Source organism: Nocardioides sp. Root140 (assembly GCF_001426745.1).
Lineage (GTDB): Bacteria > Actinomycetota > Actinomycetes > Propionibacteriales > Nocardioidaceae > Nocardioides.
This window is the reverse complement of the sequence record NZ_LMFI01000007.1, coordinates 1-23,183: the sequence shown is the minus strand read 5'-3', so window position 1 is coordinate 23,183 and position 23,183 is coordinate 1. Positions and strand designations below refer to the sequence as shown.

19 protein-coding genes are annotated in these 23,183 nt (G+C 66.5%); 6 read left to right on the top strand and 13 right to left on the bottom strand.

What is annotated here, in order from left to right; all coding sequences use genetic code 11:
* The first annotated feature begins 60 nt into the window (after positions 1–60).
* The gene (locus ASD30_RS10210; RefSeq protein ID WP_056681068.1) at positions 61–2,919 is read left to right on the top strand and encodes a DNA methyltransferase; all 2,859 of its coding nucleotides are present in this window, start codon (positions 61–63) and stop codon (positions 2,917–2,919) included.
* Positions 2,920–3,221: 302 nt separating this feature from the next.
* On the opposite strand, the gene ASD30_RS10205 is transcribed toward ASD30_RS10210, so the two are convergent.
* From ASD30_RS10205 to ASD30_RS10150, 13 genes are all read right to left on the bottom strand, one after another.
* Positions 3,222–3,629, bottom strand: a complete 408-nt coding sequence (locus tag ASD30_RS10205; RefSeq protein WP_056681007.1) for a hypothetical protein — start codon at positions 3,627–3,629, stop codon at positions 3,222–3,224.
* Between the two features lie 136 nt (positions 3,630–3,765).
* Positions 3,766–4,017, bottom strand: a complete 252-nt coding sequence (locus tag ASD30_RS27940) for a helix-turn-helix domain-containing protein (protein WP_442938232.1) — start codon at positions 4,015–4,017, stop codon at positions 3,766–3,768.
* A gap of 29 nt (positions 4,018–4,046) precedes the next feature.
* Positions 4,047–4,448, bottom strand: a complete 402-nt coding sequence (locus ASD30_RS10200) for a DUF4913 domain-containing protein (protein ID WP_235532561.1) — start codon at positions 4,446–4,448, stop codon at positions 4,047–4,049.
* Between the two features lies 1 nt (position 4,449).
* Positions 4,450–6,309: a type IV secretory system conjugative DNA transfer family protein gene (locus tag ASD30_RS10195; protein WP_056681002.1), complete on the bottom strand. Its 1,860-nt coding sequence runs from the start codon at positions 6,307–6,309 to the stop codon at positions 4,450–4,452.
* Positions 6,310–6,322: 13 nt separating this feature from the next.
* The gene (locus ASD30_RS10190; protein WP_056681000.1) at positions 6,323–8,116 is read right to left on the bottom strand and encodes a peptidoglycan DD-metalloendopeptidase family protein; all 1,794 of its coding nucleotides are present in this window, start codon (positions 8,114–8,116) and stop codon (positions 6,323–6,325) included.
* Positions 8,117–8,152: 36 nt separating this feature from the next.
* The gene (locus tag ASD30_RS10185; protein WP_156393609.1) at positions 8,153–8,608 is read right to left on the bottom strand and encodes a hypothetical protein; all 456 of its coding nucleotides are present in this window, start codon (positions 8,606–8,608) and stop codon (positions 8,153–8,155) included.
* Positions 8,605–9,819 carry an ATP/GTP-binding protein gene (locus tag ASD30_RS10180; RefSeq protein WP_156393608.1) on the bottom strand — a complete coding sequence of 405 codons (1,215 nt, stop codon included), beginning with the start codon at positions 9,817–9,819 and terminating at the stop codon, positions 8,605–8,607. The genes ASD30_RS10185 and ASD30_RS10180 overlap by 4 nt, the downstream gene beginning before the upstream one ends.
* 330 nt (positions 9,820–10,149) lie before the next feature.
* The gene (locus ASD30_RS10175; protein WP_056680994.1) at positions 10,150–11,631 is read right to left on the bottom strand and encodes an SCO6880 family protein; all 1,482 of its coding nucleotides are present in this window, start codon (positions 11,629–11,631) and stop codon (positions 10,150–10,152) included.
* A complete protein-coding gene (locus ASD30_RS10170) occupies positions 11,628–13,856 on the bottom strand; it encodes a hypothetical protein (RefSeq protein ID WP_156393607.1) in 2,229 nt (742 codons plus the stop codon). Before ASD30_RS10170 ends, ASD30_RS10175 begins: the two co-directional genes overlap by 4 nt.
* A 369-nt stretch (positions 13,857–14,225) precedes the next feature.
* Entirely contained in the window at positions 14,226–14,549 is a 324-nt protein-coding gene (locus ASD30_RS10165) for a TrbC/VirB2 family protein (RefSeq protein ID WP_056680988.1), read from the bottom strand.
* Entirely contained in the window at positions 14,546–15,166 is a 621-nt protein-coding gene (locus ASD30_RS26545) for a DUF6668 family protein (protein WP_156393606.1), read from the bottom strand. Before ASD30_RS26545 ends, ASD30_RS10165 begins: the two co-directional genes overlap by 4 nt.
* Positions 15,166–16,059 (bottom strand): hypothetical protein, encoded by an 894-nt coding sequence (locus ASD30_RS10155; RefSeq protein WP_156393605.1) that lies wholly within the window; start codon positions 16,057–16,059, stop codon positions 15,166–15,168. Before ASD30_RS10155 ends, ASD30_RS26545 begins: the two co-directional genes overlap by 1 nt.
* Positions 16,060–16,675: 616 nt before the next feature.
* The gene (locus tag ASD30_RS10150) at positions 16,676–17,254 is read right to left on the bottom strand and encodes a hypothetical protein (RefSeq protein ID WP_156393604.1); all 579 of its coding nucleotides are present in this window, start codon (positions 17,252–17,254) and stop codon (positions 16,676–16,678) included.
* Positions 17,255–17,894: 640 nt separating this feature from the next.
* Between ASD30_RS10150 and ASD30_RS10145 the strand changes: the two genes are divergently transcribed.
* The 5 genes from ASD30_RS10145 to ASD30_RS26540 all read left to right on the top strand — a co-directional run.
* Positions 17,895–18,206 (top strand): hypothetical protein, encoded by a 312-nt coding sequence (locus ASD30_RS10145; RefSeq protein ID WP_056680978.1) that lies wholly within the window; start codon positions 17,895–17,897, stop codon positions 18,204–18,206.
* Between the two features lie 101 nt (positions 18,207–18,307).
* On the top strand, positions 18,308–18,526 hold the full coding sequence (locus ASD30_RS10140) for a hypothetical protein (RefSeq protein WP_156393603.1): 219 nt from the start codon (positions 18,308–18,310) through the stop codon (positions 18,524–18,526).
* 439 nt (positions 18,527–18,965) lie between these two features.
* The gene (locus ASD30_RS10135) at positions 18,966–20,798 is read left to right on the top strand and encodes a hypothetical protein (protein ID WP_056680971.1); all 1,833 of its coding nucleotides are present in this window, start codon (positions 18,966–18,968) and stop codon (positions 20,796–20,798) included.
* A gap of 307 nt (positions 20,799–21,105) precedes the next feature.
* A complete protein-coding gene (locus tag ASD30_RS10130) occupies positions 21,106–22,623 on the top strand; it encodes a ParB/RepB/Spo0J family partition protein (protein ID WP_056680968.1) in 1,518 nt (505 codons plus the stop codon).
* Positions 22,624–22,972: 349 nt separating this feature from the next.
* On the top strand, positions 22,973–23,183 hold a 211-nt coding region (locus ASD30_RS26540; protein ID WP_156393602.1), incomplete at its 3' end, for a ParA family protein.

Genomic DNA, 23,183 nt, shown 5'->3' with positions numbered 1-23,183 from the left:
AATCAGGCTGAGTCAAGGAATCACGGGGTGTCGCGCGCAAACTTGTGGTCGGCTGTCCATGTGGAACCAGAAGACCTGAGACCGAACCTGCGCGCTTTCGTTGATTGGCGCTCGACCTACCTACGCGGCGATGAAAAGGGAGAGGCCCAGACCTTCCTAGACCGGCTGTTCAAGGCGTTCGGCCACGAGGGCGCGATCGAGGCCGGCGCGGTGTACGAGGACCGGGTGAAGTTCACCGACTATATGGGCACCCGGTTCGCCGATTTGATGTGGAAACCTCGGGTCCTCATCGAGATGAAGAAGGCCAAGTCCGATCTTTCGCGCCACTTCAGGCAGGCCTTCGACTACTGGCAGATGGCTGTTCCGGACCGCCCCCGCTACGTGATCCTGTGCAACTTCGACGAATTCTGGGTCTACGACTTCGACCAGCAACTCGACGCTCCCATGGACGTTGTGAGGATCGAGGACCTCCCCCAGAGGTATGAGGCCCTGGCGTTCATGCTCCCCGACGCACCGGAGCCGATCTTCGACAACGACCTGGTGGAGGTGACGCGCGAGGCGGCCGCCCAGGTCTCCAGCGTGTTTCGGTCCATGGTGGCTCGAGGCGTCGATCGGCTAGATGCACAGCACTTTGTGCTCCAGTCCGTGGTCGCCATGTTCTCCGAAGACATCGGTCTGCTGCCCTCGCACTTCTTCACTCGCACGGTGACGACGGATTCGAAGAATGGCAAAGATGCCTACGATCTGCTGGGCTCCCTGTTCCGGGAGATGAACACCCCTGGGCGGACCAGTGGGGGTCGGTTCGAAGGCACACCGTATTTCAATGGTGGGCTCTTCGCAGCCATCAAGCCGATCGAGATGACACCAGAAGAACTGCAGTCCATGCGTGAGGCATGCCGTACCGACTGGGCAGCTGTTCGCCCGGAGATCTTCGGCACACTGTTCGAGACGTCGATGGACGCCGGAGAGCGCCACGCGTACGGGGCCCACTTCACCACACAAGCCGACATCATGAAGATCGTTGGGCCCTGCATCGTGCAGCCATGGATGGATCGCATCGATACCGCGAAGAAGATCAACGATTACGAGCAGATCCTCTTGGACATGTCGTCGTACAGGGTGCTCGATCCCGCCTGCGGCTCGGGCAACTTCCTCTACGTCGCCTACCGCGAAATGCGGCGGCTCGAAGCGGAAACGAAACGTCGCCTGGTCGAACGAACTCGAGGTGGTGAGCGCGCACAGGACGCGTTTGCCTACGTGAATGCGGACAATTTCCTCGGACTCGACAACAACCCATACGCCATCGAGGTCGCCAAGGTCACCCTGATGATGGCGAAGAAGTTGGCTTCCGACGAACTGTCCGGCGGCCAAGAAGACACGTTGCCGCTCGAGAACCTTGACAACACAATCCGGTACGGCGACGCACTGTTCAACCCGTGGCCGAAGACGAATGTCGTCATCGGCAACCCGCCGTATCTCGGTCGCCGCAAGATGGCCGACGAACTCGGCGCGGGATACGTTGGGCAACTGGACGAGCGCTACCCAAGCCCCGGAGTGAGTGACTTCGTGACGTACTGGTTCCCGCTCGCACACGCCGCGCTACCTGACGGCGGACGCGCAGGTTTCGTGGCCACACAGGCCATCCGCGACAACGCATCGCGAGTGCGATCACTCGACTACATCGTGAACCATGACGGGGAGATATTTGATGCCGTCTCCTCACAGCCCTGGTCAGGCGACGCCGCCGTCACCGTCTCCATCGTCAACTGGGTAAAAGGATCTGCACACTCCCCAGCGGAAAAGACCTTGTGGCTCGACAACGGCGAACTCCGCCTGCCCGTCGACTCGATTCCTCCTACGTTGCGACCGACGACGGATGTCCGCAAGGCTGTCGACCTGATCGGGAACAAGAGCCCAAAGGTCTGCTTCCAAGGACAGACGACCGGCAACGTCGCAGGATTCCGATTGACCCCAGAGGAGGCAATCGCGATGACTGCGGCCGACCCCGGTTCAGGCAAGTACGTCCATCCAATGCTGTCCGCCGATCCGATGCTCAAGACCCAAGGCATCGGCCAGTACGTGATCGACCTACCTCACGATGACGCTGTGCGCGTCTCCCGCACCGCCCCCGCCGCGATCAATCACCTCCGGCGGACGGTACTTCCAAGCCGCGAAAGAGCGGCATTCGAGGAACGCGAGAACAACGAGGACGCGCTGCGTACCAACCCGAAGTACCGGACAAAGAAGCATCACCAGAACTTCTTGAACGTTTGGTGGAAGCACGCCTACCGCCGCGACGACATGCTCTCCTCGTTCGAGCGCCTCCGTCACGGACGGTATATAGCCCTGTCGATTGTCGCTGCCGAAAGTCGCCTTTCTGTCTACAACTTCGTCTCATCGGAGGTTCGCCCGGACGCGTCGCTGCAGGTGTTCTCCCTCGACGACGACTACTCGTTCGGTGTGTTGTCGTCGACGGTTCACCGACTGTGGTTCAACGAGCGATGCTCGAAGCTCGAGACCCGTCCCCGCTACACGCCCACCACAGTGTGGAACTCGTTTCCGTGGCCCCTAAACCCGGGATCCGACGTGGTTCGTCAGATAGCGACGGCTTCGGAAAGGATCCTGAATTTGCGGCAGGAGTACCAGGACGACGGGGTGACACTGGGCGCGATGTACGACGCGCTCAGGCAGCCAGGGAATTCGGCTCTGAGGGGTCTCCACGAACAGTTGGATGCCGCGGTCGTGGCGGCATACGGATTCAACGAGGATGAAGACGTGTTGGCTCAACTTCTAGCGCTGAACGTGGCGTACGGCGACGACCCCGGATCGGCTCAACGGCCAGGCGGGGGTCGGTTCGGAGAGGCGGCCTACGCATCGGAGTACCGCCTCGCGGCGGAACCGTTGATTCCTAGGGGATGACCCACATCGCTCAGCCCGCCTGAATCGCGTGCTTCCCGGTGCGGCCCGAACCCTTCCTCGAGGAGTTGGTTCACTCACCCGGATCGCAAGGCCACAGCTCCTCGCGCGTCCTCATACTCGGGGATCAGGTTGGCCAGGGACTCCGCGGCCTCGTAGAGCCATCATCGCCGAACCATTGGGGCTGGTGACAGCAGCGTTACCGACACCCCAAGTTGCCAGCGGACGACCCTGAGCCTTGGCCTCGGCATCGCGTCGGTGTCCGGTGCCTCAGCCCTGGTGCAACTCCCAACTGCGGTCAGACACTAGTTCCCCGAGGCGATGTCGAACGTCACCGAAACGAATACGAACAGAAGCATGCAGAGGAACCATGTCACCGGCAGCATCACCGTTCCGGGCACCCGGCGTGCGCGAGCGATGAGGTACGCCGGGTAGAAGACGAGCCATCCCGCATACGGGGCCCGGTAGCCGGCCTTCTCTAGGTTCTTGATGTCATGCAGTCCCAGGGCGACGACCCCGAGAAACCCCGCAAGTCCGGCCAACGCTTGGACGCCCGACCGTGCCACCGAACCGTCGAAGATGTAGCTCATGAAGTAGGTCCACAGCTGCACCAGCGGCATGAGAGCGATGCACCAGGCGGCGAACTGGTCGATACCGCGGGCAGCAGGGCTGTCGCGTTGGGGGCGGCTGTCAGGCAAGGCGCTGGTTGTCACCGTCGAATCGTAGGCGTCCGAGTCGTGGGCGTCTGGGGAATGGGCGGGTCACCGCACCAACACCCGGACTGGGACCCCCCACTGGACACCAACCAGTAACAGGGACTATGCGGTCGCCGACGGGTTAGCCGTTTTTCTAGTGGCCAGTAACGGGCGGCGCACCCGGTGGTCGTCTTTGGATGCCGGCTTCGTCGAGCAGGCGCCGTACGACGGTTTGGTTTCGCCCGATCAGGTCGGCAACTTCGCGTAGGGACAGGCCCTTGGTGTATTGGTCGACCACGAACTTCACCAGGCGTTGCTTGACGTCTGGTGGGAGCGCTCGACCCGGCGCGGCCGTGGCCGCGAAGGCTGGAACGGCCTCGCGTACAGGGCGATCTGGGTACGTCATCGGCGTCAAGGGTCGCTCTCTAGGGGCAGTCAGGAATCGAGGAGCCAGCGAGCTGGCTGCAGGACCGGGAGGTCTGGGGGTACCTCGTGGCTGGTGTCGGAGCACTCGGCAAAGGTTCCTTCGGGGTCCGCGAGTGCAGCCATCGTCGGATCGGCGTAGTCACGCCACCACACTGCACCACCCGTTCCTGGATCCTGGCGCAACGCTTCGAATGCCTTCCACAGCGCCTCGAGGCGAGATACCGCCTCGGGGTGATCCCACCAATGGGAGCACCACTTCCACGACGTCTGACGGTGCACGGGCCGGGCGTAGACCTTGCTGAGGAAGTCGTTCACGAACACGTAAACGTTCGGGAAGTGCGGCCCCTCAATTGCACCCCCCTCGTCGAGGGTGGCGTCCGTGTCGTCGGCCGCAGTGAGGCCGTCGTCCAAGTCAGTCGTCATCGGTGCTCGCTCCGATCGTCCAACGCGAAGGGCCGGGGTCCGCCGTGCGGTGCACGGCCGCCAGCTCCGGGGTGTTGCTGGCGTTGATCTCGCGGGCCGCCTTGGTGATGAACCAAGGCTGCGGCTCGAGCAGCATGGGAGGTGTGCCGGAGGCGAACCCGACCGCGCGAGCCCCGCGACCGTCCTTCCCAGCCGTGGTCAGCTCGCGGAGATCCCCAATGGTCAAGATCGTTCGCTCCTGCGCGGATCGGGAGTGCTGCCGCCCACCTCGGCCGCTGACACTCGTGGAACGTGTGACGGCCACGTATGGCCCGATCAGGTCGCTGAGACGACGGAGGAACTTGTCGTCATCGACGCCGCCACCGTAGACCTTCACGTTCGCGGCCGACCACAGCTTCTCCATGCCCTTCACACCCCAGACTTCCTCACCCTGGGCCCAGTTCTGCAGGATCGTCATCATGATGATCCCCATCGATCCGAAGTAGGAGTAGTAGCTGTCGAGGTTGCGGAACCGGCAGATGTTCGCGGCCTCGTCGAGCACGGCGAGGAACGGGACCGGCAGCCGGCCACGGGGCGACTGGGTTGCGCGTTCCTGCAGGGCGTCGACGACCGCCACGGTGAGGGCGGCCACCAACGGCCCAGCGCTCCCCTCCCCCTCCTTGGAGAGCGGGTACAGCGTGCCCGTCGACGCCGCGAACTCGGCAGGGTGGAACTGCCGACCGTTCGGGTTCGCCGGTGGGGTCACCCACCGCACCAGAGCACGGTTGCGCAACCACCCCAGCCGGGCGCGGGCGGTGCCGTAGACACCTTCGCGTTGCTTGTCGGGCAGGTGCGCCAGCGCGTACAAGGACTCCTGCTGCAACGGGAATCCGTGGGCGCGAAGCAGCTCCACGGGTGCGCGGTCGGTGGGCACCGTCAGCCACGAGTACACCGTGGTGATCGGGTGCTCCCCCACCGCGGCCGCCAGGAGCAGCAGGTGAATCAGGTTCTCAGCCTCCGGGTCGAAGTAGCCGTCGGACTTGGCGCCAGGGGGCTGGGCGGAGGCGACCAGCTGACCGGCCAGCCGCTCGGCCTTGGCCTCGTCGGCCGCCACACATCCCGTCGCCGGATCTGTCTTGACCCGGCCGGTTGCCGGGTCGACTGGGGCGATGAACGTGAGCGGGTTCCACCACCACGTCGGATCCTCGCCGGCGATGCCTTGCGGGTCGAAGACCCACACCTCTCCCTTTCGGGTTCGCAGGTTCCGCGTCACGTCGACCACGTCACGCTTGTTCGAGGTCGCCAGGACGGCACCTGGCGCGGAGAGGATCGCGGGGATCGCGTAGGCCGTCGACTTCATTGTTCGTGGGCCGGCAACGATCACGATCATGTCCTCCCACGAGGAGTACATCGTGGAGCCGGACGGGACGCGGCGGCCGAGCGGCACGCCCGGCGATGCAGTGGAGTCGACGAGCCCGAGCCGTGCTGCCTTCGTCGCGGCACCCTTGCGGGTCAGGTGGGCAACGTCGCGCCCGGTGGCCAGGTGGCGGGCCGCACGGTCGACACGCTGGCGGCGTCGGCCGAGCTTGCCGAACAGCCACCCGGTCAGGAGTACGACCACGACGAGCCCGACAACCTGAGCAGCAGCGAGCGCTGTTGCCGTAACCGTCCAGTCGACCGAGCCGTCGACGACGCCGGCCAGGAGTCGGGCCGGGTTCGCCGTCGGCCGCGGGTCGCCGGCGAGGGCGGCTGCACCGTGGAGAGATCCCCACATGAAACCCAGCCCACCGACGAGGATCGCCACCAGGATCGCGATCGCGACCGCTTCGTCCTTGCGGCCGGTCGCGTCCAAGTCGTCTCGACGTGCCATGAGGTGTCTCCTTCTATCCGATGCTGGCCATGACGAGCGGGTGATCGCTCACGGTGCCCTGCCCCGATCCGTCGACCTGGTAGCCGGTGAACACTCCACCTGAGCCGAAGATCCAATCGATCGGCGGTTTTGCCGGTGGCGCGCAACGTCCGTTGTTGGTCCCGCCTGCGGCGGCGACCATCAGGCCGCCCCGGGTCAGGCCGCAGAATGCGATGTGCCGGTCGTTGAGGTCGCCGGTCAAGAACACCGGGTACCCGGTGCCGCGCAGCTGAGAGACGAAGGCGCGTTCCTTGGCGATCGCTGCATCACGCCACTTCTGTGCCGGTCCGTGGGCGTTTGCAGCGTTGTGGACGCTGATCACCCAGTAGCGGGCACGGGTGCCGCGGTGCTCGAGCAGCACCGCCGGCATCGAGCGAGGCTTGCCGTGGAAGTACGGGATGGTGAATCGGCGGATCTGCACGAGCCGGAAGGTCTGCTTGCGCCAGGCGATCGCGTTGTCAGGCTGGATCCCGGTCGGTCCCGGGTAGAGGCCCCACTGGTCGCCGACCTGACTGAGGAAACGTCGTGACTGTGGCGGTTGGAACTCCTGCAGCCCGACCACGTCGACGCCATTGCGGGTGAGCATGGCGATTGCCCGGTCCGTACGCGGCACAGAGTCCGGCCAACCAGGGCGCTCGCCACTCGGCGAGGTGTGGGAGTGCCCAAGGGCGTTGAAGGACGCCAGACGCCACCCGGCACCGAGCTTGCCCTGCGGGACGCCGCCGAGGTTCTTCCCGATGTTCTTGGCCAGCCACTCCGACGGGTTGACCCCGTCCTCATAGATGGACCCGTTCTTGGGGTGGACCTCAAGGTGGAGATGGCAGCCCCTCGAGTTCCCTTCGGTGCCGACCTCCCCAATCTGCTGGCCGGCTGTGACACTCTGGCCAGCCTTCACCGTGACCTTCTGCATGTGCGCGTACCAGGTGGTCAGCGAGTGCTTGCCCGTGACGACTTTCACCAGCCAAGGGCCCGACCAGGACTGGGTCGTGTCGATCTCGATCGTGCCGTTGTGCACGGCGTACACCGCGGTGCCGCACGGCACGGAGAAGTCGGTCCCCGTGTGACCGTGAGCCCAGCTGCTACCGGAGTTTCCGTAGTTGTGCCGGTCTGACTTCGCGAGTGATGCAGGAACTGGCCAGGTCACGGTTCCGCCGGCGGCGATGGCAGCGTTGTCGCACTCCGCCACTCCCCCGGTGGAGAGGACACTGAACAGGTTCTGGTCGCCGGAGGTGATCGCCTCGACCAGCTTGACTGCGTCGTCCCACAGGGGCGCGTAGTGGTACGGATCCCTGTTGCCTTGCGTTTTGTGTGCCGCGATCGTGGGCTCCATATCGGCCCACCCCTGGATTTTCAGGAGGGCACGGTAGAAGCTCTGCGCCGAGCGGCGCGGGTCCATCCGCGATGCGTAGCTGCCCCACGCTCCGTTGTCGCGCTGTTGGAATAGCCCACGTGAGTCCGGGCCGGCGTCGTCGCCATGGTCGACCACGATCAGGGAAGACTCGCCGATCGCGGTCATGACCGCGATCGTCTGCGCCCGCAGGGGAACCTTCAGCTCCGCACCGGCCGCGATGATGAGGGCTGCGTTCTTGATCTGCTCCTTGGACCACGAGCCCACGCTCGGCAGCTTTCCCTCCGCCACTCCGACACCGGGCAGGGCCTCGGCCGTGCCCGGAGTGCACGGGTTTGCGGAGGCTTCCTCGTCGAGGACCGCGCTCAGCACCGCGAGTCCGACCACCCCGAAGAAGAAGAGCGGGATGATCAGAGCCACTGCGACCAAGGAGCGAGTGTTCACCGTGGGTCGCCCTCAGAGCTCGGGAGGCGTGTCGCCGGGGAACCACAGCCTCGTGACCAGCCAGCGGTCCTGGGCACTGGGGCGCTGCAACTGGACCACAAAGACGCCCTGGTCGGTCGGGACGCGGACGCGGCCGTAGGTCTCCACAGGGGACTTCTCCACCTCCAGCTCGCCGGTGATCCGCAGAGCCGGCACCACAGCGGGATCCGTGTCGGAGTACGCCTGACGGCCCGCGGCGTTGAGGAGCGGCCTCAACGCTGCCCACCACTCCGCGTACGAGAGGTTCGGGCGAGCCCACAATGTCAAGAACTGTTCAGCGGCCGTCACCTCGTCCACCTGGTCGACCGAGGAGGCCGAGGTCGTCGGAGTCGGCTCGTCGGCAACCTCGTCGCCGCCGGTCGAGGACCCACACCCTGCGAGCACCACCGTGGCGGCGCAGGCCGTCACCATCGTGCGGAGGCGATTCACGACACCCACCTGGAGTTCGTGTCGTGCAGATCGAGCTCAGTGGCGGTGAGTTTGACCTGTGTCTGGATCCCTGTCCGCTGGCCCAACTTGATCAGCACCTTCCCCGCACCGGGGGGAGGCTCCGGGCGTTCTTCACCGGTGCGGGGGTCGCGCACCGTGCGCTGCGTCCAGTCATCGGGAGTGTTCCACCCCGATACGGCGGTCATCTCGTCCTCGCTCATCGGCTTGATGTCCGAGAGCGCACGCAGATCGGGGCGGCTCAGCGCAGCCGTGACCACGATGCCTGACCGCTCCGCGAATCCCTTCGCCTTCATGTTGTCAGCTGCCGACCCCATGGACTCCATGTCCTTGGGCGAGTGGGTGATGAAGATGTTGCCGACGCCGTCATTGCGGTTCAGCCGTGTGATCGCGTCGTACTGGTCGACCAGCCCTGCACCGGCCAGCCGCATCGGACGCCACATCTCGTCGGTGATCGTCAGGAAGTGTCGCTGCGCCTCGAGTCCACCATCGGAGAGCGCGTTGGCCGCCTCGATCGTGGCGAATGTCTCCGACCAGCACGCCACCAGGACGGCAGACAGCACGTCCTCGCCCTGCCGCTGAAGCGGGGAGATGTCAATCGATACTGCCGTTGCGTCAATGTCGATACGTGTCGTCGACTGCCCAGAGAACGTGCGCCCGAGCGGGCCCTCAAGGAGAGCCTGCAGCGACCTGTTCAGCGGGGCGGTGAAAGAGGGGTACTCCTCAGTGGTCACCATGGTCGCAACGATCAGCTCTGCTGGCGGGTTGGCCAGCAGGTGCGCCAGATCGGGCAACGTTGGAGGAACGGGCGCGTTCGCGTGCTGGAGGAGCAGGAGCCGCACAGCTCGAGAGATGAGCAGGTGTTCCCAGTCCTCGAGGCGGCGCCGACGCATGATCTGGATCAGAGACGCGACCATGGTCACCGACCGGTTCATGGCCAGCTCACGCAACTGCTCCCCCCTCTCCCCGCCCAGCCGGTGGGCGGCCGCGACCATGGCGCCCGGGTCGAGCACGTTGAGCCGCTGGCCCTCGCCGAACCGGAGGACCTGTCCGCCAAGGAAGTTGATGACACCGGTGTATTCGCCCTTCAGGTCGCCGGCGATCAACGGCGTGACCCCCCGGTCCGCAAGCCCGAGGATCTGCCGGATCGCGAACGATGACTTGCCGAACCCTTGGAGGCCGAAGACAGCCATTGACGGTGAGGAGATCAGTCCGGCCTTGAACCAGGAGAACGGGTCACAGCACACCGTGGTGCCGGTCCTGACGTCTTGGCCGACAGGAACGCCGACGACCGGCCGCGAGGAGCCGCCGGCGAACGGCCACAGCCCGCACAGCTGCACCGACGTCGCCTTGTAGGTCGCTGGTGCCGGCAGCCAGTTCCACGTACCGCCGCCGCGCCCCTTGGGTCCGCGGCGCGAGCGCGCGTTTGGGCGGCGGTGCACCCGGCCTGGCTCCGGTGCGTCAGTGAACTCGATCGGGTCCGTCGCTTTGCGGTGTCGTGCGGATGTCACCAACGAGCGCATTCAGATCATCTCCCGGACCTTGTCGGGGATCGCGGTGTGCTCCCACGGAACGAATCCGACTGGGAGAGTCGCCGCGAACGAAGCTGCCTGCGCGCCGAAACATCTGCGCAGCCGGAGCCGCGCCACTCCTGCGCTGCCACCGATCGTCGAAGCCGCCTGGTCCAGGTCGTCGACGTCACGGACCGTCGCCGTGACCATCAAGTACCACCGGACCAGGGCGGCACCTGAGGCAACCTCCTGCCGAGTCTGCTCGGTGGCGCTGATGGTCTTACTCGAGGAGGCCGTCACTCGCCCCTTGCTCTGAGTTGCTCGAAACACCGCTTCGCTGACGTCGTTCTCACTGACATCCGCGGCCGAGTCGGGGGACAATGGCCGGTAGATCAGCGCCACCCGCTTCCTCGTGAAGTCTGGGTGCGGCATCAGCAGGCCCGCCAGGGCCCGTTCGGTGACAGCTGAGCGGGGGCCACGTTCCATCTCCCAGGTGATGGAGGCCCCCGAGTCGTGGGTGTACCTGTCCCAGCACTCCTGCGCAGCCACCGGGCCGGCCTCATTCCACTCGATCGGATCCTCCCCGTTGAGCTGGCTCTGCTCGATGAACGTCTGCGACGCCGGGTCGTACGCGCACCTGACGATCGCGGGCAGCTCGCCTGCGGTGACCATCGAGACCGAGCCTGCGCCGCCGGCGGCCAGCTGGCCCATAAAACCGGGCACCCGGCGAGCGAGCTCGGTCAAGATCGTGTCTTGCCTTGCCTTGCGGTCCAACCCTCGGCCGCGGAAGGTCAGCTCGAAGTAGGTGATGTTCTCACTCGAGGCCGTCGGATAGTCCTCCACGATCTCGTCGATCACCTGCCGGGCCATGGCAGGAGCCGTCGCAGAGCGCCCCTGGCTCACCATCGCGGCCAGGCGGCCGCCCGGGTCAGGCGCTGTGTCGGTGATGGCCTTCGCGCACACCAGGGCCGGTTCCTGGCTGCACAGAGTGAGGACCTGCGAATACTGACCCACCCAGGTATCGATGCGGTCCTGGTCCTGACCGTGGGGGCCTTCAGCGATGCACCGCGCAATGATCGTGTACGTCCCGCCCATCGCTGGGTTGTGAACCACGGCGAACGGATGCCCGAACGGCGAGAGCCGCTCCAGGAGGCGCGTGCGGCCCAACATCCCGGGCAGCCTCATGTGAGGTGACGCGTTGCGTGAGGTGACGCCGGAGCGCCACTGGTGTTCCCCCTTGCGGCGCGTGTTGAAGAACGTCACCCGGCGGCCCGTGGCGGAGCCAACCGGCGTACCTGTCGCGGCGAATGCCACGGCAACCACGGCCAGCGCCGTCAGGGCTCCTGCGATTCCGAGGAAGAGCCCTGTGATCAGAGTGACCATCAGACCCACGAACAAAATGCCTGAGGCCAACAACCCCGCCCCCAGGACACCCGGTGAGCGGTGCGGCACGAAGTTGCCATAGGCCCGGTAGTTCTGCGCTGTGGTGCTCATGCGTGCCTCTCGCTTTCAACCGCTCCTGATGTGTTCTCGGTGACCGTGCGGGCCGTGGACACAGCCGCTTGAGCTGCTGCGGCCGCATTGCCCGAGGGTCCGGGCGTCGCCGGACGGGGTGCCTGGCCCGTTGGTGTGGGCGACGCCCCTGCCGGCTGACCAGCAGGTGTCCCAACTGGGGCACCGGATGGGGCTCCAGCGGGGCTGCCGCCTCCGCCGGCCCCGGCCGCCGACGCAGCCGGGGTAACGCTTCCGACCGGGGAGCCAGCGGTCGCCTGACCAGCCGTCGCCGTCCCAGATCCTCCAGGCGACGACGGATCGACCGCTGGTGACGTGCTCCCCGAAGGCTCGACGATGTCCGGCCCGCCAGAACGTGGTGCCCCGGTGGCGGGAGTTGGCCCCGGGTCTCCTGACCCGGTGGGGGCGGCCGTGATGCCTCCGGTACCCGCTGACCCGCCGCCGCCGGACCTGCCGCCGGTGGCGGTCATGCCCGCGAAGCCGCCACCCATGGCGGCACTCGCGCCACCAGTCGCAACCATGGCGCCCGTCGCGACCAAGCCACCCGCGACGCCCGCCGCCACCGCGCCGGCGCTGCCGTTGGCCGCAGCCGCCACCCACGGGACCGCGAACTTTATGAGTGCCGGGAGCGCGAGAATCGCGAGGATCATCATGAAGATCCCGGCCAGCTGTGTGGCCAGCCCTTGCTTGGGCTGCGTCATCTGGATCGCGATCGCGTAGATCGTGGCGGCCACCGGCTTGTACAGGATCCAGGCCGCCAACCATTGAATGGACTTCGAGGACCACTGGCGGCCCGCGGCCGTGTTCGTCACCGAAGACGCCAAGGGCAGGAACGCCGCCAGGACGATCACCATCCCCGAGCGAATCGCCATCAGGCCGAACTGGACGATCTGCACCAGCAACATCAGCAGGCCGAGGATTAGGAGCATGAACGGGTTCGTGACCCCGGTGAAGAGCACACCGCCACCCAGCAGTGAGCCGTTCAGATTGAAGTCGGCCTGGTCGAGGATCCACTGCGAGTAGATCTCACCGGCTGCCAGGGACGTCGCGATGACCGTGCCGGCCCCGAAGGTCACCAGGACCATCCTCACCAGGGCCGTGCCCAACTCTCGGGCATGCTCGCCTCGTGCGGTGACCATCATCCTGATCGCACCGATCATGATGGACACGACCATCGCGAACACAACCAACCAATGCAGATGCGCCTGCGTCCACGCTGTTACCGATGCGCTCTGACAAGACGCCGACCCGCCGTAGCACTCCGACACCTCAGGAGACGGGTACTTCAACCAGGCGGTCATCAACTCCTTCATCGCCAGCTCCGCCGCATCGACCGCGGACTCAGCGATCCGGCCAAACGCCGAGTCAGCCAGCGCGCCGGCCGCGTTCGACGCCAGGTCCGTTCCCTTGTCTTTGGCGAGACCGCCGCAGGCTAGGAGATCGAGGTGTGCGCAATCCGAGCCACTTGTGTCGAGAGAGCCACCACCGTTTTCCGTCCCTGACCTTTGTAGTCCCGCGCGTGAGTCGTGGGACATGCCGTAGAACATGCCCAGGAAGTCGGACGAAATGTTTCCGTCTTCGTCGAGATAGCTCGCTACGACGCCGGCGTGACTCTTCAGCCAGCGCTTCTCGGACTTGGATAGGGGAGGGTTCGGGGTCATTTTCGACGTGCGCTCGGCGTGCGACATTGCTGCGAACTCGCGGGGGCCACTCTCCGAGGTGAGACCGTCGGCCCACCTGCGTTCGCGTTCGGTGTATGGAGGATCGGGTTCGGGATCATCGGCCGCGGGCTGCTTCTGGGACCACCCAGGGGCAGGTCGACCGAGACCAGTGGAGGTAGTGGCGGCGGGGTCGCTCCAGGCGACGAAGCCCGCACTGTCTGTGCGGCGAGTTACTTCAAGAGGAGTCTCTGGGAACACCAATCGCCAGTCGCTGGTGTCCCACACGAGGTCCACAACCAGAGATCGCAACTCGGTCAGGTCGGGGTAGTACAGAAGCAGTTCAACGGAAGTCTTGTCCCGGGACGGATCAGTGGGGAATCGGAAGCCGCGAAACTCCACACCGGGACGGTCTGGCGATGAGGGGGTCGCGGTAAATCGAGTCTGTCCTTCGAGACCGGCGATGCGATCGAGCGCGAATGCCTGACGGTCGAGCCCGACTATCTGCGTGTCGACGGCAAACCACATTGCCGAGAGCACGGCTCCCATCGGACTCCGAGCGAAGCAGAAGCGGTACCCGGCCTTCGCAGTGAGACCTGGACCGACGCCCTCGACCTTGGGAGCGCTGACCCCGTTCGCCGCCAGCACCCACCGAGTGTCCTCGGGTGCGCTCGTTGGGGCCTCGAAGGATCCGTCGGGGAGATCGCACAGTGACGAAGAATTGGCTGCGGCCGCAGTGCTCGGCGACTCCTCAGGAGAGCCCGTGGGCGAGTCTGGGTCCCCAGTGAAGATGAGAACGCCGCCTACGGTCAGCAGACCGATGACAGCGAGCACGACCCCCGCTAGAACGGGGGTGCGTAGCCACCACGGCTTTTCGGTCATCGGGGTTTCTCCTCACGCCCAGAGTTGTGTGGGTTCTTAGATCAGGAACATGGCGATCGACGACGCCGAGCCCAAGATGACGCAGCCCGCGGCGACCAGGCCCAGCTGGCCAGCCTTCTCGCCACCCTCGCCGCGGCGGAAGGCGAGTGTCATCAAGATTCCGATGATCATGAACCCGGCGACGCCGGCGAAGATGCCCAAGGCCAGCAGCATGCCGAGAAGGGTGTTGAGCTTTCCGTCGAGCTCGCCGGGAAGCTTCGGCTTGGGGTTCGGGTCGGCGGCCGCGGGGAAGGCGGCCACGGCGACGGTTGTGACCGTCAGCCACGCCACGACGGTGGCGCGCAGTAGTGCGTTCTTCATGACTGGTTCTCCTTGTGTGTAAGGGATTCGATCCGAGACGCGATCCGGGCCGCGGTCTTGTTGGGTTGGTAGGGGTCGTCGCGCCAGGCTTGCTGCCATGGCAGCCGGTAGAGGTTCGGAACCGTGCCGCCGAGCTCGCGGATCCTCGTGCGGATCCGCTTCGTCGGCTTGGCTCGCTCGTCATCGACGACGACCAGAGCGAGTACCTCGAGGCCGGGCAACAGTCCGGCGGCATACTCCTGGAGCATGTGCGCGGCGGCGTCGAGGCCCGCCATGTTGCTCCTGCACACCAGGACCACGCCTGGGGGCCACCCAAGAGCCGGGTTGGGCCACTCCGCGCGCAGCTCCTGACCGAACCCACAGGACCGTTGCAGCGAGGTGACCCCCGCTCCCCCATGCGCACCCACCCACACGAAGGACGCGTGACCGGGCGCCGGGTTCGACACCTGCGTCCATGGGGTCTGGTGCCGGTCTGGTGGCGGAGCTGCCACCACGAAGCGGGGTTCCGGCTCCGGTTCCGGTGGCAGCACCGGAGCGGGCTCCTCCTCCATTACCGCCGGAACGGTCCAGCGTTCCGGAAAGCCGACGGCATCGGGGTGGCTCTGGTTGGTGGCCATCAGCGCACCTCGAAGATCGACGAAGGGGCCGCGCAGGCGGTCCTCACTGACAGATGGCGGGCGTCGCCCGGAAGGGTGGCTCTCCACCCGTACCAACCCCGGGCAGTGACCCTGACGCCAGGTGAGCGCACGGTCCCGTTCGCGGTGACCCGCACCTGGATCGCGTGGACCTCCTTGCGGACACCACAGGCGACGCGATCGCGCGCCGCGAAGGGGCCGTACAGCCGGACTGTTGCCACCTCGTTGTAGTGGTAGAGCTTCCTGGTCACGAGGTCTGCCGCGGGCCGGGCGCCCACGCGGTAGCGGGATCGCAGAGCCTTGACGACAGCGATCGGCGTACCCCGGACCGACGTGGCACCGCCGCAGGCCGTGACCGGCGCGTTGAGCCGGTCACCGGACAGGCGCACCTTCCACACGTACAGCCCGCGAGGCGGTGTCGCGGCAGCCAGGTACTTCCAGGTGTTCCCGACTACGGGGCGGATCACCCGCGCCCGTGGCCGAGTCGCGCAGCTTGCCTGCGACCAGTTGGTGAAGGGCCCGTGCAGAGTGACCTCGGCCGAGCGAGAGAACGTGCCCAGACTCTTGGTGACCGTGAACCGGCCCCTGAGTGGGGCGCCCGGGTCGAACACTGTCTTGTCGGACTTGATGGCCACGTGGGGCAAGGCGCGGACCACGGCCGTGCGGTTCCTGGTCATCACCGTCTTGCCGCCCGCCAACGCAACCCGCGATCCCCTCGCGGGCTTCCGGAGCCGCAGGATCGTGGCCGGCACCTTGGCCACCGCGACAGTCACGTCATGCTCTCCCGCCCCTGGCCTGGCGAAGGTCGCGACCGCGGTGCCGGTGGCGTCGGTGATCCTCCGGCTGGTCGACGAGCCGGCGTAGGAGATGGCCACGGGCAGCTTCTTGATCGGCTTCCCGGCACGGGACCTGATCTGTACCCGAACCCTGGCCGACGCGCCGACCGTTGGTGTCGACGTCGACACCGCGAGACGGTACGGCCCCGCGTAGCGCGCTGACTGCTTCACCATCGTCAGGGCCAGGTACCGGATCGCTGCACTGTGACCCGTGCGTGCCAGCCGGCGGCGAGTCGAGGCACCGCCTACTCGCCAGGACCGTCCGACCAGCAGGTGGTGAAGGGCCACCTGGACTGCGGCAGCTTGCGTGCGGTCGCGGTAGCGACCGAACTTCGACACGATCCACCCGGCACGAGCTGTCGCCGAGCGGCTTCGGATTCTGGACGCCTCACGCACCGGACCCCACGCCCCCGAGGGGCGTGCCGCTCCCGGAGCGATCCGATACACGACCAAGGCGCCTACCTTGTGGCCGCCCACCCAGCCACCGGCTGCAGTCCCGGTTTGCGTGGTCGCGTAGCCAACCCATCGCGGCTCGGCGTTCGCTGGTGCGACCACCAGTGCCGCCAACACCAACGACGCCACGACCGTCGCCCACAGGCGTCGGCTCCGGGTGTGTGAATGTGACATGTTCAGCTTCCCCCTTCACGGTCGTGCATCAGGCGTCATCCGGGTCGATCGGACCCTTGGGCTCCGACGGGTCCACCGGCGTGGGCGTCGGTGTTTTTTTCGGTGCTGACTTCGGCTTCGGTGCCGGCGGCGTCGAGGTGGTCGACGGCTCCGGCTCCACGGCCACCGGAACGGGCGGACGCACCACAGCGGGAACCTGCAGGACACGCACCGAGCCCGCCACGTCGCGGGAGGCCTCAGAGGAACTGGCCCGGTACCTCACGAGACCGGCAGGAACGCCGGTCACGGAGACCAGGCGGTGGCCGCGCACGCTGACCAACAGCACGCGCCGGAACCTCGTCCCGGCCCGCAAGACCACGCGCACCGTGGCAGGACGCGATGTCTCCACGCGCAGGGTCAGACGTTCGTGCCCCCCTCGTGGGCTCACGTGCATCCTCACCGGGAGCGGCTCGATCCGCAGACGGTGTGCGATCCGAACTGCCTGCGGGGTCGTCTCGACGTCTGGGGAACTGGAGGACTTGCCTGCCGTCTGTGAGCCGGACGGGGCGCTGACCATCATCCAGCCTCCGGCGATCAGGAGCGTGGCCACCAGGGCCACGCCCAGCACGCCAGCGACCCGACCCGAACGCAGACCCGTCGGGAAAGAAGACCAGAGGAACCGGAAGCGACTGGGCACGAAGAGAACGACGGCAGCGGCCCAGGACGCGGCCCGGGACATGACTGACGGGCCGGGCTCGGGAACCGGCTCAGCCGAGCCGTCCGGGTGAATGATCAGGGCCGTCTCGCCGTACTCATCACGCGCCACGGCGCGGACCGGACGACCCAGCACAGCCGCGACATCGCGTGCCGCAGCTCGGACTCCGAGCTGACGAAGCGCGTCCCCATCAAGGGCACCTTCGGCGGCCGGGGAGTGCACAACTTCCCCGTTGACGCGGACACGGTCGATGCCGATGTCCAGCCGTACCACCGGATGCGGCGGTACGGAGCTCCGCTCCCCCATTGTCAAACCTTCTTCCCGAGAATCCGTCCTGCTACCGAGGTTGGACGGAAAGCCCCTGGCCTAAACGCGGTGGCCGAGCGCTCCGCCCGTTTCTACCTTGCGAGGCCGACAGGCACAACGGGGGTGCCCGATTCGGCGTGCAGTCACCGTAACATAGTATCGTGTTAAGCCGGGAACGAAAGGAATTGAACATGTCAACCTCGACCACCGCCATCCGCCTGAGTCTCTGCACGGGCACAATGAGCCCGTGCCCCGCATCATCCGACCCGACCCGGTGCCGCCGATGAGCGTCACGATCGCGACTCGCGTCTTTGCGAGCGAGGTCCTGGTCGGCCTCATCAGGTACTACGGGCAGAACCCCGGGTCACAGACTGAAGCTGCGGCGGCGCTCGATCTGACGACACAGCTCGTCTCGTCAAACACGAGACTGCTCATCGATGCCGGCGTCGTCGTCGAGCAAGAGAAGGGCAGCGGACGGCGAGGCGGCAAGTACGCCGTGGACAAGCAGCGGGTCCGCGAGCTTGCAGACGCACTCCTTCGCTACAGCCTGGGCGAATGAGTTGCGTCCGCTTTGATCGTGTTCCGCATTAAGCACGGAAACTTGCGACACGCCGCACAGGTAACCGGTATCCATTTCAGTTCGCTGGAAGGATGACCGTCATGTCAGAGCCCAGAGCAAAGGACCGCCGCGCGGCCGTGCTGGTGCGGATGAGCGAAGAACAGAAGGCGCTCCTCGTAGAGGAAGCTGCCATGGAGGGCATCAGCCTCCAGGTGCTCATGGAGCGGCGTCTACTCGGGAACGCTGACGCCACGAATCGGAACCCCGGTCGCATCCCCAAGGACCGGAATCAGACGGAGCTCTTCAAGATGACCGGGTGACCCCAGTCGGGGCAGGGCCCCGAACGTGACAAAGGCCCCCGTTGGCGCGGGAGCCTTAGTCGAAGTCAGAAACCTGAGTTAGCGGCTCGGTTTCCCTATCTGAACCACTCCCAGATCGAAGGAGGAGAGGTGGCTTTGTGCTGCCCAAGGTAACACTTTCACGGCCTTTTCAGAAATACCTTCCGGCGAGTCGTGCGCACCCCGGAAGGCCACGCTGCGCTGCGGAGCCGGACCTTTTCACCGACCGGGACCGCGTCGTCGAGGCGGCCAAGAGGTGCCAGGAGTGCCCCCTGTCTGGACCGTGCCTGGTCCGTGCGTTCGAGCTGCACCGTGCCCGCGCCGCCCACCGTGACCTGTGGGGCGCGACCGGTTGCTGGGCCGGCGTCTGGTTCGAACCCGGCCACGCTCCGGAGCACATCGAGCTCAGGCAGGCCGTGGCATGACGACCGCGCCACTCTCGGGTTCACGGGCGCAGCTCGAGGATGCCGCCACCCAGTGGGCGGCTCTTGCCCCGCGTCTCGCTGCTCGCGGCCGTGTCCGTCTCTCCCCCGACGGTGGACGCAACTACCCGCGCCGTGGTGAGCGCCGCATCACGGCGCAGTTGCCCTCACAGCCGGCCGCCGTGCTCCTCTACGACGACAACGGCTGCGCGCCGTGCCTTGTCCTCGACCTCGACACCTCATCAGGTGGCCACGATGCCGTGGAACGCGATTTTCGTTCTCTCAGCGGGCTTCTCAGCCGCTCCGGCGCCGTCTGGTTCTCCGACTCCTCCCCCAGCCTCGGCCGTCACGTCTACGTGCCGCTCGCTGAACCGCTCCCCCTGGCGGACGCGCGCGCCCTCGTGAGCCGCCTCGCGCTCCTGCACCCCACCCTTGACCCGCTGCCGCTGGCCAGCATCGCCAGCGGCTGTGTACGGCCCCCCGGTGCCTGGCACCGCTCTGGCGGCCACCAACTGCTCGACCAGCCTCTAGAGGCCGCCGTGGCGACCTTCGCCCGCCCCACCACGCCCCGGGCTCTCGCAGCCCTAGGAGATCTCCTCCCGCCAGCGCCCGCACCTCACGTCGACCAGGACGCCGACGCCCTGCCGGACCGCCTCACGCCGCTGCGCGGCTACAACGAGCCCGACCAGGACTTCCAGCACATCGCCCGCACAGGCGACGGCTGGCAGGACCGCTACGCGACGCCCTCAGAGGCCCGCCAAGCCGTCCTGTGGGCCTGCGTCGCGTCGGGATGGGCACTCGTCGACGTCGTACGCCGCCTCGAGGACGGCACCTGGTCCGGCCTGGCGTCTCTCTACGCCCGCTACGCACCCACCCAGCGCCGCAGGTCTGTGCTCCGGGACTGGAACAACGCACTCCGCCACGAAAGACAACGGCGTGAGCAACCCCGGAAGGAATCTGTTCGCGTACGCCCCACAAGCGCGCTTAAGTCACAGCGGGGGCAGGCACCGGGCACCGTGAATCAGCAGGTTCGCGAATGGTTGACCGCTGTCGATCTCCTCCTGGCACCCGGAACGGACCTCGCTCTCCGGGCGACCCTCTATGCCCTGGCTGAAGCTGCGGTCCTCACTGACTCCCTCACGGTGGAGCACGGCAACAGGTCACTAGCGATCGCCCTCGGTGTCGACCAGCGCACTGTCGGTAGGGCACTCAAGCAACTCCTGGCAGAACCGGCCGACCGAGCACTCATCGACCTGGTCGAGCCGGCCGCCGGCACCCGCGCCAACGTCTACCAGCTCACCATCCCTCCCCTGCTCCAGCCGGCGTGTGCGGCGAAACCGTGGCGACGCGGCCGGATCCATGCGGTCCGGCCCGTCTTCCGAGAACTCGGGCTTTCCGCAGCCTTCGTCTACGCAGCCCTCGAACAAGCCGAGACCGCACGCGGCGGCCGCGACATCGCTGCGTCCGCCCGCCTCGGGGTCACCGCCACCTACGAAGCCCTCCAGGTCCTCTCCACCCACGGCCTGGCCACCCGCACCCCGGCCGGGTGGGTCCTCGGTGACGCGTCCCTCACGCAGCTCGCCGAAGCATGGGGCATCGTCGAGGAGATCCGTGCGCAGATCGCCCGCTACCGCGAGGAACGCCGCGCGTGGTGGGCCTGGCTCAACCGCCGCGCCCCGCTCAGCCTCGTCCGCGACGAGTCGTCGCCGGCCACTCCCCCACCAGAACTCGGATGGATCCCCGAACCACCACCGGACGACGATGACGAATCCGCCCTCGAGATCCTTGAGCGGATCCTCGGCGGTCACGTCATCGAGCAGCGAACCGCCTAGAAACTGCAAACGCTGGGCCCTCCGGGCCCAAACCGAGCCGCCTCCGGCGGCCCTGTCACATTCGGTTCTCTCTCCCCGGGCTGACGATTCTGGGCCGCGGCCACCTCCACGCAACCCCCGCGCTGCGCGCCGGGCGAGCGGATCGGCGCTCGCAAGCTCGCTTATTTCCTCACCACTCCCCCGGTTCCGGGGGTTGCACTCCGGCGTCCCATCGCGGCCCGACATCTAAAAGCGCCCGGGGAGGGCGAAAAACGGTCGGCAACGCAGAAGCCACCACCCTGCCCCGCGTGCAGACAGGAGTCACCCAGTGACGACCAACAGCACCACCTATGAGGCCGGGGCGATCGTGCACGTCGCCCCGACCGAACTGCTGCTCCAGCGCAACATCCGCGAGGCCAAGCCCTCGCCCGACCTCATCAAGTCCGTCAAGGAGGTCGGAGTCTTGGAGCCCATCACGGCCGTGACAACCGAGGCCGGTGACCTGCTCGTCAGGTACGGCCACCGCCGCACCCTCGCCGCCGTGGAGGCCCAGGCCACCACCGTCCCGGTCTACGTCACCGGGACCGACGACGAGGCCAACGAAGCCGAAGTGCTCCGGGTGATCGCACAGCGCGACGAGAACACCCACCGTGCCGGGCTCACCACAGCCGATGAGGTCAGTGTCGTGGAACAGCTGGCCGCGTTCGGTCTCACCGCGGCCCAGATCACCAAGAAGGCCAGGATCAAGCGCGCCGACGTCGACGCTGCCCTCACCGTCGCCGGATCAGGGTTGGCCCGTAAGGCCACCGAGAAGTACGACGAACTCACCCTCGACCAAGCCGTCACGGTGGCCGAGTTCGAGGACGACCCCGAGACCGCCAAGGCACTCATCATCGCGGCTCACGAAGGCCAGTTTGATCACGTCGCCAAGCGTGCACGCCTCGACCGGGCAACCGCAGCGTTCAGGGCGAAGGCCCTGGCGATGCTCGAAGACATGGGAGTCCGCATCATCGACACCCCGGGTTACAACGAGAAGCCTCGACAGTTGGGCAGCATGAAGGCGAGCCACGACGCCACCGAAACGTTCGCCCTCGCCGAGCACCAGCAGTGCCCCGGGCACGTCGGATGGGTCGGCAGCGCCTACGTCAACGTCGACAAAGACGGCACCGTCGTCGCGGACGTAGTCGAGCCGGGACCCGACGCAACGGACGAGGAATGGGACGCCTACGAGGCCGCATGCGACCAGATCCGGGCTACCACTCAGAGCGTCAGCCGCCCCGCACCTGTCTACGGGTGCGAGGACCCCCGCAAGAACGGTCACATCGCCAAAGACCAGTACGGAGGGTGGCCGAGCAAGAAGTCCACTCCCGTGGCCGCGATGAGCGACGAGGAGCGCGCCCAGGAGAAGCAGAAGCGGGCGCTGGTCGTCGAGAACAACAAGGCATGGGAGGCAGCCGAAGCGGTGCGCCGCGACTGGTTGCAGCAGTTCACCAGCCGCAAGACCCCTCCCAAGGGAACCGCCGCGTTCCTCGCCACCGCACTCAGCCGAGACTCCCACGCCGCCACCGCGACCGGTGGCAATGCCCTCGCTGCCGACTGGCTCGGTACCAACAAGACCGGTTGGGGCAGCGTCGACCTCACCCCCGCCAAGAGCGCCACGGAGAACCGTGCACTGGTCATCGTGCTCGTGCAGGTCCTCGCCGGACACGAGTCCACCCTCACCAAGGACTCGTGGCGACACGACGGCACCACCAACGCCGCAGGGCGCTACCTCCGCTTCATCGAAGCCGCCGGATACACGCTCAGCGACGTCGAGAAGTTCGCGATCAGCAAGAAGACCGCCTGAACCAACGGTGGGCAGCCCCGGCACTCCCCCGGGTTGCCCCACCGTGCGGGCTCCAGCTTGGCGAGCGAGTGAGCTCGGATCGGGCATCGAGCCCTCCCCGAGCTCGAGCACCAGGTCCGCGTCCTACCGCCAAAACTACCAACCTTCCGGACTCCGATACTCCGGAACTAACAGACTCACGGAGTAACAGAGTGCCGCAGTCACGGACTCCGAGTCTTCCGAACTGACAGGGTCGGCGCGCCTCCACCAACAGACTGCCGAACTTCCGTACTTTCGGACCCACGCACTCACGGACTACCCAAGTTCCGAACTTACAGAGTCCGGAACTCACAGAGAGAGGCACCACGGCATGAGGATCGTCGCGATCGCCAACCAAAAGGGCGGAGTGGGCAAAACCACCGTCACCATGAACGTGGCCGCAAAATTCGCTGCCATGGGCCAGAAGGTCCTGGTCGTCGACGTCGACCCACAGGGCTCGGCGGGGGACTGGGCCGACACCGCCGGCGAGAACCTTCCCTTCGACGTCGCCCAGGACACCAACCCCGAACTCCTCGCCCAGC